This is a genomic window from Brucella grignonensis, from assembly GCF_002252505.1.
Taxonomy (GTDB): Bacteria; Pseudomonadota; Alphaproteobacteria; order Rhizobiales; family Rhizobiaceae; genus Brucella; species Brucella grignonensis.
Genome location: NZ_NNRL01000148.1, coordinates 16,989 through 29,747, shown reverse-complemented (window position 1 = coordinate 29,747; position 12,759 = coordinate 16,989). Strand labels below are relative to the sequence as shown.

Below are 12,759 nucleotides of genomic sequence, written 5' to 3'. Positions count from 1 at the left end.
CCCAGCAATTGAGTCCTTTTTGAAAGCCTGACATGACATTCCAACCATTCACGCCCTTCGATGCACTGGCAGAACAGCTTCTGCCTCATGCTTTGGGAGCGAAAGCCGACGGCTCACATGATCTGTCCCACATTACGCGCGTATGGAAAAATGCAGCCGCAATTCAAAAGGCCGAAGGCGGTAACGCGGAAATACTCTTCGCCGCAGCCCTGCTCCATGATTGCGTCAGCGTGGAAAAGAACTCGCCGGATCGCCATCGCGCATCAGGATTGGCCGCAGAAAAAGCGTCCAATCTCCTGCGGGAACTTGGATGGAATGAAGAACGCATCGCCGCCACCGCCCATGTGATCGAGGCACACAGCTTTTCGGCCAATATTGAGACGCGCACACTTGAGGCAAAGATATTGCAGGATGCAGACCGGCTTGATGCGATTGGCGTGATTGGTGCCGCGCGATGCTTTTACATTGCAGGCCGCATGGGCAGCGCACTTTACGACAGCACCGATCCGATGGCCGAAAATCGGCCGCTGGATGATAAAATCTATGCGCTGGATCACTTCCGCACCAAGCTTTTCAAGCTCGCCTCCGGCTTCAAAACTGAAACCGGAAGCCAAATGGCAGCGGACCGCCACGAAAAACTGGAAGCCATATTCAATGACTTCCTAAACGAAGCGGGTTATTCGAGCGCATCCCGAAAAGTGTGAAACGGTTTTCGGACAAAGATGCGCGTTAAAACAAATATTTAGAGCGCCGATCTGATCCAATCAGATCGAAACGCGCTCTAGATGGAATAACCGCCATCAACGCTGAGTGCTGTTCCTGTCACCATCGAGGATGCATCTGACGCCAGGAACAGTGCCGCTTCCGCAATATCTTCAGGCTTGGAGAAACGGCCAAGCGGAATGGTCCCTTTCAGGTTCTCGCGTGCCTGAGGCGTGTCTTCGGCAAGAAACATCCCCAAAGCCTCGCCGTCGCTTTCAGCGGGACAGATGCAATTGACGCGGATGTTCTTGTCAGCAAGCTCAAGCGCCATCGCCTTGGTCGCGCTCACAACCCAGCCTTTGGAAGCTGCAAACCATGTGAGGCCCTTGCGCGGACGATTGGCCATCGCCGACGCCGTATTGATGATCACGCCGCTGCCCTGATGCTCCATGATCGGCGCGACAAGCAATGTCGAATAATAAATCGCCTTCATGTTGACCGCATTGATGAGATCAAAACTATGCTCATCCACCTCCGTCAAAGGCATGTTGCGATGTGTGAAACCGGCGTTGTTGACCATGATGTCGATACGACCGAACTTGTCGAATGCCGCGCGTGCCAGCCGCTCCATATCGTCCTTGCGCGACACATCGGCCTGTACGGACAGCGCATCCTTACCGATATCCGCAAGCTCATCTTCCAGACGCTTCACATTCACATCTGCCAGCACGACCTTTGCGCCTTCGGCTGCAAATCGGCGCGCTATGGCAGAACCGAAGCCCGATCCCGCACCTGTGATAATCGCAACCTTATCCTGCAGCCTCTTCATGTCATTCTCCTTTTGCGGACGAGAGATATGATCCGCCCGTCAAATCAGTAAAAACTTAGTCCAACACAGCTGTGTTCTTGTTTGAATATGGCTCTATGTTGAACATGTCATCTATGCATATGCGGTTAACCGAGATGCAATGACAGCTGTAATTGGCAACATTCGCGAGAATGTTACATTGGATGGTTGAATTTAAATCGATTAGATTATAGACAAAGGCTGCGCGAAAATCGCAATCTGCTATTAGCGAAGTGATTTGCGTCAGAAGTGGAAGAGAGCAATATATGACCAGCCAGATAATACCGGTAGAGCCCTTCGATTGTATCGTTTTCGGCGGTTCCGGCGATCTTGCCGAACGCAAACTGATTCCTGCGCTATATCAGCGCCAGCGTGCCGGTCAGCTCAGTGAGCCGACACGCATCATCGGTGCTTCGCGTAGCACTATGACCGATGAGGAATATCGCAAGTTCGCCCGCGATGCGATCAACGAACATGTCAAGGCTTCTGAAGTCGACGCCAAGGAAGTAGAAGCATTTATTGCGCGTCTTACCTATGTCGCAGTCGATGCGAAGTCTGAAGATGGTTGGGCCGCCCTCAAGGAAGCTATTGGCAAAAAGCCGGAGAAGATCCGCGCTTTCTATCTTGCCGTGAGCCCAACGCTGTTTGGCGATATTGCAAGCCGCCTCAAGTCGCATGGCCTTATCACCCGCGACACGCGCATCATCGTTGAAAAGCCGATTGGCCGCGATCTTGAATCCGCCAATGCGCTGAACGACACCATCGGCAGCGTTTTCCGCGAAGACCAGATTTTCCGTATCGACCATTATCTGGGCAAGGAAACCGTTCAGAACCTGATGGCTCTGCGCTTTGCCAATGCGCTTTATGAGCCGCTGTGGAATTCGGCGCATATCGATCATGTGCAGATCACGGTTGCCGAAGCCGTCGGCCTTGAAGGCCGCGCGGGCTATTACAACACCGCTGGCGCGCTGCGCGATATGGTGCAGAACCATATTCTCCAGTTGCTTTGCCTCGTCGCCATGGAACCGCCTTCGTCACTCGAAGCGGATGCCGTGCATGACGAAAAGGTCAAGGTGCTGCGTTCGCTGAAGCCAATCACCACGGCCAATGTCGAAGACGTCACGGTGCGCGGTCAGTATCGCGCCGGTGCATCCGCAGGTGGCCCGGTCAAAGGCTATCTGGAAGACCTCGGCAGCGACACCAGCAACACCGAAACATTCGTTGCTCTCAAGGCTGAAATCGACAACTGGCGCTGGGCCGGCGTTCCATTCTACATGCGTACGGGCAAGCGCCTTGCATCGCGCGTTTCGGAAATCGTCGTCACCTTCAAGCCGATCCCGCATTCGATCTTCGGTGAGAATGCTGGCAAGGTCGTCGCAAACCAGCTCGTCATTCGTCTGCAGCCTGATGAAGGCGTGAAGCAGTGGCTGATGATCAAGGACCCAGGTCCGGGTGGAATGCGTCTTCGCCACGTTCCACTGGACATGAGCTTCGCCGAGTCCTTCAACGAACGTAACCCAGACGCTTATGAACGCCTGATCATGGACGTGGTTCGTGGCAATCAGACCCTGTTCATGCGCCGCGACGAGGTTGAAGCTGCATGGCGCTGGGTTGACCCTATTCTCAAGGGTTGGGATGTAAACAACCAGCAGGTTCAGGGCTACACGTCAGGCACATGGGGTCCGTCGTCTTCGATCGCTCTTATCGAGCGTGACGGACGGACCTGGCACGAAAGCTGATAAAGCAAAGACCCGGAGACGTTGACAGACATTCCCGGATCAGTCTTTGTGCCAGAAACTAAAGAGCGGGCGCGAATACCTCTTGAGGGGCGCTCGCTCTGGACTGTCCTGACTTGAAAGGTATGGCATGAGCATCGAACGGCACGATTTCACCAGCGGAACGGAACTGGCACAGTCGCTTTCTGAAGCGATTGCAGACAAGCTGGCTGCCGCTATCGCTGAGCGGGGGCAAGCGACAATCGCTGTTTCCGGCGGCACGACGCCGCTCAAGCTGTTTGACATCCTATCTCGCAAAATGATCGACTGGACTCTCGTCACAATCACCCTTGTCGATGAACGTTTTGTGGCACCGACCAACGAGCGTTCCAACGAAAAGCTGGTGCGCGACCACCTATTGCGCGATCATGCAGGCGTTGCGAAATTCGTCGGCCTCTACAATCCGGCGGCAACCGCTGAAACGGCAGCGCTTGCCGCTGCCAGCCGTATTGATGCACTGCGCCGTCCGTTTGACGTCGTGGTGCTTGGCATGGGCAACGATGGCCACACGGCCTCGTTCTTCCCAAATGCTGACAGGCTTGATCAGGCCATCGATCCGAAGACCAAAGCTGTCGTTCTGCCGATCCATGCAGAAGGTGCAGGCGAAAAGCGTCTGACACTGACTTTGCCGCTGCTGGTGGAAGCAGACATGTTGGTTCTGCATATCGAAGGTGCTGCCAAGCAGGCAACGCTTGAGAAGGCGCTGGCCAGCGACGACGAAAATGAAATGCCGGTGCGCGCCGTGTTCCGTCACGCCCGCAAACCGATACAACTTTACTGGACGAGCTAACAGCCCCGGTTAAAACGCAGTTTGCGTTCGGAGCTGTGGGTTTTATAATGAGCCACAGGCAAGCCTGGCATTATTTCAGCAGGTGATACCCATGACGACGCAGACTGCGCATACCCGCATCAAAGCCATCACTGAGCGTATTGTTGAACGCTCGAAACCGACCCGCGAAGCCTATATTGGGCGCGTGCGCGAGGCGGCTTCCCGCAAACCTCATCGGTCGATCCTCGGATGCGCCAATCTCGCTCACGGTTTTGCAGCCTGCGGCCCGAATGACAAGGCGGCTCTTACCGCCGACGTCGTGCCAAACCTCGGCATCATTACTGCTTACAATGACATGCTTTCGGCACATCAGCCGTTTGAAACCTATCCCGAACTGATCCGCAAAGCCGCGCGCGAAGCGGGTGGTGTTGCACAGGTTGCAGGCGGCGTGCCCGCAATGTGCGATGGCGTCACGCAAGGCTTTGCCGGGATGGAGCTTTCGCTGTTCTCGCGCGAAGTCATTGCCATGGCAGCAGCCGTCGGCCTGTCGCATGATATGTTCGACGCTGCCGTCTATCTCGGCGTCTGCGATAAGATCGTACCGGGGCTGATCGTCGGCGCCCTCACCTTCGGACATTTGCCAGCGGTCTTCATTCCGGCCGGCCCGATGACAAGCGGTCTGCCAAATGATGAGAAAGCAAAGACCCGTCAGCTTTACGCAGAAGGCAAGGTTGGCCGCGCGGAATTGCTCGAATCCGAGTCAAAATCCTATCACGGCCCCGGCACCTGCACCTTCTATGGCACTGCCAACTCCAATCAGATGCTGATGGAAATCATGGGGCTGCATCTGCCCGGCTCATCCTTCATCAATCCCGGCACACCATTGCGCGATGCCCTCACCCGAGAAGCTGCCAAGCGCGCGCTGGCGATTACGGCTTGCGGCAATGAATACACACCTGTGGGCGAAATGCTCGACGAGCGGTCTTTCGTCAATGGTATCATTGGGTTAAATGCCACCGGCGGCTCGACCAACCATACAATCCATCTGATCGCGATGGCAGCTGCCGCAGGTATCAAACTGACGTGGCAGGATATTTCGGAGATTTCAGACGTGGTGCCTTTACTGGCCCGCGTTTATCCAAACGGTCTTGCCGATGTGAACCATTTCCATGCAGCAGGCGGCATGGGCTTTCTGATCCGCGAATTGCTCGACGGCGGTATTCTGCATGAGGATGTCCGCACGGTCTGGGGCGAAGGTTTGCGCCCTTATGCGATTGAACCAAAACTCGGTGCGAATGGCACTGTTATTCGAGAACCGGTTCCGGAAAAGAGTGGCGACGACAAGGTTCTGGCCAAGATCGGCTCGCCCTTCCAGCCAACAGGCGGCATTAAAGTTCTGACCGGCAATATCGGCAATGCGATCATCAAAGTTTCTGCCGTGAAGCCTGACCGCCATGTCATTGAAGCACCAGCGAAAGTCTTCAACGATCAGGCCGAATTGCAGGCAGCCTTCAAGGCTGGAGACCTCACCGGCGACTTTATCGCAGTCGTTCGCTATCAAGGGCCGAAAGCCAATGGTATGCCTGAACTGCACAAGCTGATGACTGTGCTTGGCATTTTGCAGGATCGCGGACAGCGTGTTGCACTCGTTACCGATGGCCGTCTTTCCGGCGCATCCGGTAAGGTCCCGTCGGCCATCCACGTGACGCCGGAGGCACTCGACGGTGGCGCGATTGGAAAAATCCACAATGGCGATATTGTTCGTCTTGATGCCGTAAACGGAACTCTGGACGTCCTGATCAGTGATGAGTTTCTTGATGAACGCATCGAACAGCGTCCGGATCTCTCAGGCAATGAACACGGAATGGGACGTGAACTCTTCCGCGCCTTCCGTCAGATTGCTGGACGGGCCGATGAAGGCGCTTCAGTCTTCTGATAAGTGGCATCAATAAAATAAGGCAAAGCGGTTTTTACGCCGCTTTGCCTCTCAAATTGACAGAAACTTCACAAAAAAGGCGCAAAAAGCGCCTCCAAATTGTTTCAAAATACTGGCTTTTCGAAGCCAGCGCTGCGGCAAGCCGCAGTCAAAGTGTTCGCCATCAGCATGGCAATGGTCATCGGACCAACCCCACCCGGAACCGGCGTAATGGCACCTGCCACCTTTTCCGCATCCGCAAAATCAACATCGCCAACCAGACGTGTCTTGCCTTCGCCCTTTTCGGGCGCAGGAATACGGTTGATACCCACATCAATCACCGTCGCACCTGGCTTGACCCAGTCGCCCTTGACCATCTGCGGACGACCGACAGCTGCAACCAGAATATCTGCAGTGCGCGCAATCGCTGGCAGGTCATTGGTACGGCTATGTGCAACGGTCACGGTCGCATTTGCTGCAAGCAGAAGATTGAACATCGGCTTGCCGACAATGTTGGAACGACCAATCACAACAGCATTAAGACCCGACAGATCACGACCATGAACGCGCTCGATCATGATCATTGCACCAGCCGGCGTGCAAGGGACGAAGGCTGTATCGACTTCACCTGTTCCGAGCTTGCCCACATTGATAAAATGGAAGCCGTCAACGTCTTTTTCCGGCGAAATCGTCTGAATCACGCGACCTGAATCGATGTGCTTTGGCAGTGGCAACTGCACCAGAATGCCATGAATGGCTGGATCATTGTTGAGGCTGTCGATAAGGTCGAGAAGTTCCTGCTCCGACGCATCTTCCGGCAAATCGTGCTGAACGGAAACAAAGCCACATTCCTTGGCCTTTTTGCCCTTCGAGGCCACATAAACCTGGCTTGCCGGATCTTCACCAACGATCACCACTGCAATGCCCGGCACAACCCCGGTCGCATTGACGAGCTTTTCGGTCTCACGCTTCACCATGGAAACCACATCCTCGGCGAGCTTCTTGCCATCGATCAATTGGGCCATATCGAATGCTCCGTTTTAAACAAGCGATGCCTTGGGATACACCGCCTCGATCTTGAAAACATGCCAATAAGCGTCATCAACGGAGATGACAATCTCTGAATGACCAAGTTTCAGGATAAAGTCGCAAAATGCCTGAGTGTGAAGGCTATTTCGTATAGCAATGCAATGGTGACAAAGATCGCATGATAACGCCGATTATCGGTGAACATCGCGACAAGACTTCCCACGATCAGCGCACCGACTCGAATAGGATACTCGATCCCGTAAAGGTTATAATGCTCCATGCCTTTGATAAGCGTATCGATGACATCGGCAACATAAACCAGCGCGAGAATACCAAAGAACCATTTGCGCCGAGAAATGAAATAATCCCGATAGCCCGTATACTCCCCCATGCTGTCGGGAAAGAGCAGCGTACAGAGCAGGAAATACAGCCCGGCATAGAAAATAACGAAGAAATACTTTTCAAATGTCCAAAGATGAATGGTTCTCAGGCTGAATTCGAACCACCAGAAATGGATGACCGAGAGCAAAATGAAAGCCACCCACGCCAGATGAACCGGATAGATTTTCTGCTTGTCAGGATGCTGGATGAAACGGGCAAAGCCCGTCAGAAGGCGGGATACGCAAAGACCGAGAATAATGCCGATGATGATGCGAACATGCGTAAAAGCTTCCGCAGGTGGCACGCCAATCGTTAATGCCGGATCCATTGTTCCCCTCAATGCTATGCGCTCAACATCTTGGAACAGAAAAGTAAGAAATCAATAAATCACAGTAAAAATATAAAAATTGAGCAGTGCGAACTTTCAACAGCACTGCTCAATATAACCATTAACAATGCAAAAAGCTTAGTTGATCGAGTTCAGGAAGCTTTCCCAGCTTTCCGACCAATGGGTGCGGCTTTTCTCATCGGCAGAGCGAATATTGCAGGTTTGCAAATCGCTTTCTGGAATATCCTTCTGTGTCTTTTCACATACCCAGACATCGTTATTTTCAGGCACAGCGGATGCTACGATGCTGACGATCTTGTTGTCCTTAAGGCCAAGCAGGATATCAAAGTCAGCCTCATCATTATTGAACGCCCAAGAGCAAAACTCGTCAAAATCCGGACGGTTTTCGTCTGGCTTACCACAGGCCTTGTCATGATCGGGAGCAAGCTTATCCATAAAGGCTTTACCCGCAGGGGACGTAATAACAAGATCAGCATCCGATAGCTTGCTGATTGCCTTGATACCCCAATCAGGAGCATTTGGCGTTTCAGCTGCTGCAGCACCTGCAGTCATAACACCAGCCGCGATTGCGGCGACACGCACGATATGGAAAGCTTTTTCAAGCATTTGCTCACCTTTAAAGCAATGTTTTACAACAGATTTTATGAGGCCGTAATTAATTTCCGGAAAGAGACCTACCTATAAAACCGCATCTGTTCAACAGCGAACTGCTTCCAAGTTTGATACAACAAGTCAGCATCTTCGGTTGTGTTTTCGCCTTCCAGTCTTGCGATTTATATCTATGGAAGGCTATATCGAAAGCAACAAACGACAGTGCTTAAACACTCGGTTCATGAAGGCGGAACATTCTCATGCAAGATACGGTTATTCTCGTCGGTTGCGGCAATATGGGTTTTGCCATGTTGAAAGGCTGGCTCGACAGCGGCATTTTGCAACCCGAGAATGTGCATGTTGTTGAACCATCAGAAGCGCTTCAAAGCCGAGCTGCAGGTGTGGGCGTGAATGCCTGCTCAAGTGCAGATTCCCTGTCCGACGATTTGAACCCACGCATGATCCTTATCGCGGTCAAACCGCAGGTCATGGGCGATGTGTTGCCCGCTTATAAGCGGTTTGCGCCTAACGCGACTTTCGTCAGCGTGGCAGCAGGCATCCCAGTTTCATTTTTCGAGCAACATTTGGGCAGCGATGCCCGGATCATGCGCTGTATGCCCAATACGCCGGCTGCAATCGGCAAGGGTATGCTTGTCACCTACAAGAACGCCAATGTACGCGAAGACGATGCGGTTTTTGTGAAGACCTTGCTCAAAACGTCCGGCAAGGTCGCGAGTATTGATGATGAAGTACAGATGGATGCTGTGACCGCCGTTTCCGGTTCCGGCCCTGCTTATGTGTTCCATTTCATCGAGACTTTGACTGATGCAGGCGTCACTGCCGGTCTTCCGCGCGAAACCGCGGCACTTCTTGCGATGCAGACCGTCATGGGCGCCGGCGCTCTTGCTGCAGCAAGCAGCGACAGCCCAACCAAGCTGCGCGAGCAGGTTACAAGCCCGAATGGCACAACAGCCGCAGCACTGGATGTACTGATGGGTGAAGACCGTCTGAAGAATTTGATCGCCGAAGCTGTCGATGCGGCGCGCAAGCGTTCTATCGAGCTTGGCAAGGCCTAAACCAAAACCCTCGGTACGGCATCTATAAGCGCCTTCGTTACGGGCGCTTGCGGTGCTGCAATCAATTCCCGTGTTGGGCGGCATTCAACAATCCGCCCTCGCTCCATCACAGCAATATGATCAGCCATCTGCGCTGCAACCGCCAGATCATGTGTGATGAACAGATAGGCTGTTCCCTCGGCCTCCTGTATCTCCTGCAACAATTTCAGAATTGCGCCACGCACCGTCACATCAAGTGCGGACACAGCTTCATCCAAAACGATGAGAGAGGGCGATGTGACAAGTGCACGGGCGATCGCTACACGCTGCCGCTGGCCGCCCGAAATCTCATGCACTCCGCGTTTGCCCAACTTTGGATCAAGCCCGACCTTTTGCAGAAGCTCCGAAATATCTCTTCTCAACCCATGAATACGTAGCGGCTCACTGATCAGATCATGTACAGTTGCACGCGGATTAAAAGCGGATAGCGGATCCTGAAACACCATTTGCATACGTGCGCGACGTTTGCGGAGGGCAGAGCCTTGTGGTTTCAGCCAGTCCTCGTCCTCGAAATGAATTGAACCACTATCGAGTGGTTGTAGTCGCAACAATGCACGCGCCAGTGTCGATTTTCCGCTGCCTGATGGGCCAACAAGTGCCAGCGTTTCACCTTGGAAGATTTCAAGGCTTACCCGGTCAAGTGCGCGCTTGTCGCCGTAGTGCGTGCTCACTTCGTTTGCCTGCAACAGAGCCTTAACCATGAATTGGCTCCAGCGTGGGAACGGCACTGATGAGAGCCTTGGTATAGTCACTTTGTGGATCGCCAATGATTTCACGCGCGACACTGCATTCCAGAAGCTCGCCGTGGCGGAAAACGGCGATGCGATCTGCCAGGTTTGAGGCCAGTGCAATGTCGTGTGTGATGAAAATCAACGTCATGCCATCGGTGTGCACGAGTTCGCGCAGGAGCGTCACGATTTCCTTTTGCACAATTGTATCGAGCGCACTTGTTGGCTCATCGGCAATCAACACGCGCGGATTTGCAGCGATGGCAAGCGCTATGGCGATGCGCTGTTTCTGCCCGCCAGAAAACTGGTGCGGATATCGTGAGAAACTGTCTTCCGGTTCAGGAATATGAACCCGTTCAAGCAGCCTGATCGCTATGCTTTTTGCAGCTTTGCTGTCAATCTTTTCGTGGGAACGGATCGTCTCGACCAGTTGCGCGCCAACGCACATAAGCGGATCGAAGCTCGACGCTGGATCCTGAAATACGAATCCGATATCGCGACCTGGCTTCGGCGGCCCTTCTTGCCAATTGATACGTCCGGAAACCGTAGCATTGGCTGGCAGAAGATCGGCTAATGCCAATGCCAGCGTGCTCTTTCCGGAACCACTTTCACCGATAACGGCAAAGATTTCACCAGCCTCTATATGAAGGTCAACATCCCGGAGAGCCGCATCCCTACCATAGTGAATGTTGAGGTTTTCAAGACTTACAAGTGGCTTCATGACTGCATCTCACGTCGTGCAGCCGCATTGGTAATCCCCTCGCCTGCAAGATAGACACCAACAACAGTGAATGCCAGCGCCAGTCCCGGCAGGATTGAAAGCCACGGAGCCAAGCGCAGGACCGTGCGTCCTTCAGCAATCATACTTCCCCATGTAACGCGATTGGGATCCCCCAATCCGAGGAACGATAAAGCAGCTTCGATCAGGATTGCTGAAGCCACGATCACTGGAACAAGAACCAAAACCGGTGGCAAAGCATTGGGCAATATCTGCCGAAAAGCTATCTCCAGCGGATGCATACCGATAACGCGAGCAGACGCGACATAGTCGCGTTCGCGGATAGAAAGCACCTGCCCACGCGTGAGACGCGCGGCCTGCGTCCAGCTTGATAGCGCAATCGCCGCAACCAGTACCGGCAGCGAAGGTCCGGCAATACTGACCAAGGCGAGCGCCAGAAGAAAACCCGGCACAGTCTGAAATGCTTCCGTTATCCGCATCAATATTTCATCGACAAGTCCACCAGCAAAGCCTGCGAGCGTGCCAACAATGCTGCCTATGAGGATTGACGCTCCAGCGGCAGCCAGCCCAACGATCAGCGATGTGCGACTTGCGTGAAAAAGCTCGGCCAGCACATCACGGCCCAACCGATCCGTTCCAAGCGGAAAAGACGCATCGTCGAAAGGCGCGAGCAAAGGCGTCGCAACAAGGCGCAGAGGATCGCCGGGGAAGAGCCGCGGTGCAAAGAGTGCTGCCGCGATCAACACCAGCAGAATAATTGCCCCTGCCATGCCCTCAGCAGTTCCGAAATACCGTTTGACCCCACTCATGTTCCGGCCTTTCCGGCAACAATGCGCGGATCGAGCCAGAAATAAAGAAGGTCGACGACGAAATTGACTGCAATCACCATGATGGCGCTTATGAGAATAACCCCAAGCAGCAGAGGTGTGTCACGGCTTGCAACAGCTTCCTGTGCCAACCGCCCTAGGCCGGGGACAGCGAAGACGCTTTCAATCACCACGCTACCACCCAGCATGGAAGCCGCTTGCAGGCCGAGCATGGTCACAAGCGGCAGAAGCGCGTTGCGTGCCACATGGCGCAACACGATCCGCGGGTACGAGATACCGCGTGCTTTCAATGCGCGCACAAAATCCATCCGCCATATGTCAGCCATTGAAGCACGCATAACGCGGAGATAAAGCGCCAGATAAACGAGCGAGAGCGAAGCAACCGGCAGCACTAAATGGCGTGCTATGTCCATAGCGCGCGCTACCCCCTCTTTACCAGAGGCAATGGTTTCGATCCCGCTCGACGGCAACCAGCGCAACTGGATCGAAAAAAGGATCACCAACACAAGCGAAAGCCAGAATCCGGGAATGGCATAAAGCACAAGCGAAGCGACAGACAGAAAACGGTCGCGGAAGCTGCCGGGCTTTGCACCCGCCACAATACCCAAAGCTGACCCCAAGGCAAAAGACAGCGCGGTCGCAGCACCCATCAGTAAAAGTGTGTTAGGCAGGCGTTCAAGAATGACATCGAGAATGGGACGGTTGAAACTAACTGACCAGCCAAGATTGCCTTGAACAAGGGCGATAAGATATGCGCCAAGTCTGTGCCAAATTGACTGATCCAGCCCCCAACGCGCACGCATTTCGGCAATGGCTGCCGCATCTCCGCCAAAACTTACGGCATAGGCATCCACGGCGTCTCCGGGTGCCATTTCCAGCATCAGAAAACAGCCAATAATAACAATCAGCAGCACGATCATGCTGCCGATCAGTCGTTTCCTGAAAAGAGTTAGAATCTGCGCCACGCTTTGAGCGTACAATCAAAGCGATGT

13 protein-coding genes are annotated in these 12,759 nt (G+C 53.7%); 5 read left to right on the top strand and 8 right to left on the bottom strand.

All coding sequences use genetic code 11. The annotated features are described in order from the left end of the window. The first annotated feature begins 32 nt into the window (after window positions 1–32). A complete protein-coding gene (locus CEV33_RS03250; protein WP_094539029.1) occupies window positions 33–704 on the top strand; it encodes an HD domain-containing protein in 672 nt (223 codons plus the stop codon). A 77-nt stretch (window positions 705–781) separates the two neighbouring features. On the opposite strand, the gene CEV33_RS03245 is transcribed toward CEV33_RS03250, so the two are convergent. Further along, the gene (locus CEV33_RS03245; RefSeq protein ID WP_094539028.1) at window positions 782–1,531 is read right to left on the bottom strand and encodes a glucose 1-dehydrogenase; all 750 of its coding nucleotides are present in this window, start codon (window positions 1,529–1,531) and stop codon (window positions 782–784) included. Between the two features lie 284 nt (window positions 1,532–1,815). On the opposite strand from CEV33_RS03245, the gene zwf reads away from it, so the two are divergent. The 3 genes from zwf to edd all read left to right on the top strand — a co-directional run bounded on the left by zwf (window position 1,816) and on the right by edd (window position 6,029). Further along, a complete protein-coding gene (gene zwf, locus CEV33_RS03240; protein ID WP_094539027.1) occupies window positions 1,816–3,288 on the top strand; it encodes a glucose-6-phosphate dehydrogenase in 1,473 nt (490 codons plus the stop codon). Between the two features lie 127 nt (window positions 3,289–3,415). Continuing rightward, entirely contained in the window at window positions 3,416–4,114 is a 699-nt protein-coding gene (pgl, locus tag CEV33_RS03235) for a 6-phosphogluconolactonase (RefSeq protein WP_094539026.1), read from the top strand. 91 nt (window positions 4,115–4,205) lie between these two features. Next, the gene (gene edd / locus CEV33_RS03230) at window positions 4,206–6,029 is read left to right on the top strand and encodes a phosphogluconate dehydratase (RefSeq protein ID WP_094539025.1); all 1,824 of its coding nucleotides are present in this window, start codon (window positions 4,206–4,208) and stop codon (window positions 6,027–6,029) included. Window positions 6,030–6,133: 104 nt separating this feature from the next. On the opposite strand, the gene folD is transcribed toward edd, so the two are convergent. The 3 genes from folD to CEV33_RS03215 form a co-directional block, all read right to left on the bottom strand. After that, the gene (gene folD / locus CEV33_RS03225; RefSeq protein WP_094539024.1) at window positions 6,134–7,033 is read right to left on the bottom strand and encodes a bifunctional methylenetetrahydrofolate dehydrogenase/methenyltetrahydrofolate cyclohydrolase FolD; all 900 of its coding nucleotides are present in this window, start codon (window positions 7,031–7,033) and stop codon (window positions 6,134–6,136) included. 110 nt (window positions 7,034–7,143) lie between these two features. Further along, window positions 7,144–7,746 (bottom strand): hypothetical protein, encoded by a 603-nt coding sequence (locus CEV33_RS03220; RefSeq protein ID WP_094539023.1) that lies wholly within the window; start codon window positions 7,744–7,746, stop codon window positions 7,144–7,146. A 138-nt stretch (window positions 7,747–7,884) separates the two neighbouring features. Then, on the bottom strand, window positions 7,885–8,373 hold the full coding sequence (locus CEV33_RS03215; protein ID WP_094539022.1) for a hypothetical protein: 489 nt from the start codon (window positions 8,371–8,373) through the stop codon (window positions 7,885–7,887). 245 nt (window positions 8,374–8,618) lie between these two features. Here CEV33_RS03215 and proC point away from each other — a divergent pair, with 245 nt between their 5' ends. Then, entirely contained in the window at window positions 8,619–9,434 is an 816-nt protein-coding gene (gene proC, locus CEV33_RS03210; protein ID WP_094539021.1) for a pyrroline-5-carboxylate reductase, read from the top strand. Here proC and CEV33_RS03205 read toward each other — a convergent pair. From CEV33_RS03205 to CEV33_RS03190, 4 genes are read right to left on the bottom strand one after another with little or no spacing between them, the layout of a single operon-like run. Further along, complete coding sequence (locus tag CEV33_RS03205) at window positions 9,431–10,174, bottom strand: ABC transporter ATP-binding protein (RefSeq protein WP_094539020.1); 744 nt, start codon at window positions 10,172–10,174, stop codon at window positions 9,431–9,433. The two genes, proC and CEV33_RS03205, sit on opposite strands and share 4 nt — an antisense overlap. Then, complete coding sequence (locus tag CEV33_RS03200) at window positions 10,167–10,922, bottom strand: ATP-binding cassette domain-containing protein (protein WP_094539019.1); 756 nt, start codon at window positions 10,920–10,922, stop codon at window positions 10,167–10,169. Before CEV33_RS03200 ends, CEV33_RS03205 begins: the two co-directional genes overlap by 8 nt. Continuing rightward, complete coding sequence (locus CEV33_RS03195) at window positions 10,919–11,749, bottom strand: ABC transporter permease (protein ID WP_094539018.1); 831 nt, start codon at window positions 11,747–11,749, stop codon at window positions 10,919–10,921. Before CEV33_RS03195 ends, CEV33_RS03200 begins: the two co-directional genes overlap by 4 nt. After that, window positions 11,746–12,732, bottom strand: coding sequence for an ABC transporter permease (locus CEV33_RS03190; RefSeq protein WP_374816949.1), 987 nt, complete (start codon window positions 12,730–12,732; stop codon window positions 11,746–11,748). The genes CEV33_RS03195 and CEV33_RS03190 overlap by 4 nt, the downstream gene beginning before the upstream one ends. Window positions 12,733–12,759 lie beyond the last annotated feature (27 nt).

What these genes read in the sequence shown, in the direction of transcription:
- CEV33_RS03195 (WP_094539018.1), bottom strand. Translation starts at nt 11,749, where the DNA reads ATGAGTGGGGTCAAACGGTATTTCGGAACTGCTGAGGGCATGGCAGGG.
- CEV33_RS03200 (WP_094539019.1), bottom strand. Translation starts at nt 10,922, where the DNA reads ATGAAGCCACTTGTAAGTCTTGAAAACCTCAACATTCACTATGGTAGG.
- CEV33_RS03205 (WP_094539020.1), bottom strand. Translation starts at nt 10,174, where the DNA reads ATGGTTAAGGCTCTGTTGCAGGCAAACGAAGTGAGCACGCACTACGGC.
- proC (WP_094539021.1), top strand. Translation starts at nt 8,619, where the DNA reads ATGCAAGATACGGTTATTCTCGTCGGTTGCGGCAATATGGGTTTTGCC.
- folD (WP_094539024.1), bottom strand. Translation starts at nt 7,033, where the DNA reads ATGGCCCAATTGATCGATGGCAAGAAGCTCGCCGAGGATGTGGTTTCC.
- CEV33_RS03215 (WP_094539022.1), bottom strand. Translation starts at nt 8,373, where the DNA reads ATGCTTGAAAAAGCTTTCCATATCGTGCGTGTCGCCGCAATCGCGGCT.
- edd (WP_094539025.1), top strand. Translation starts at nt 4,206, where the DNA reads ATGACGACGCAGACTGCGCATACCCGCATCAAAGCCATCACTGAGCGT.
- CEV33_RS03250 (WP_094539029.1), top strand. Translation starts at nt 33, where the DNA reads ATGACATTCCAACCATTCACGCCCTTCGATGCACTGGCAGAACAGCTT.
- CEV33_RS03245 (WP_094539028.1), bottom strand. Translation starts at nt 1,531, where the DNA reads ATGAAGAGGCTGCAGGATAAGGTTGCGATTATCACAGGTGCGGGATCG.
- CEV33_RS03220 (WP_094539023.1), bottom strand. Translation starts at nt 7,746, where the DNA reads ATGGATCCGGCATTAACGATTGGCGTGCCACCTGCGGAAGCTTTTACG.
- pgl (WP_094539026.1), top strand. Translation starts at nt 3,416, where the DNA reads ATGAGCATCGAACGGCACGATTTCACCAGCGGAACGGAACTGGCACAG.
- zwf (WP_094539027.1), top strand. Translation starts at nt 1,816, where the DNA reads ATGACCAGCCAGATAATACCGGTAGAGCCCTTCGATTGTATCGTTTTC.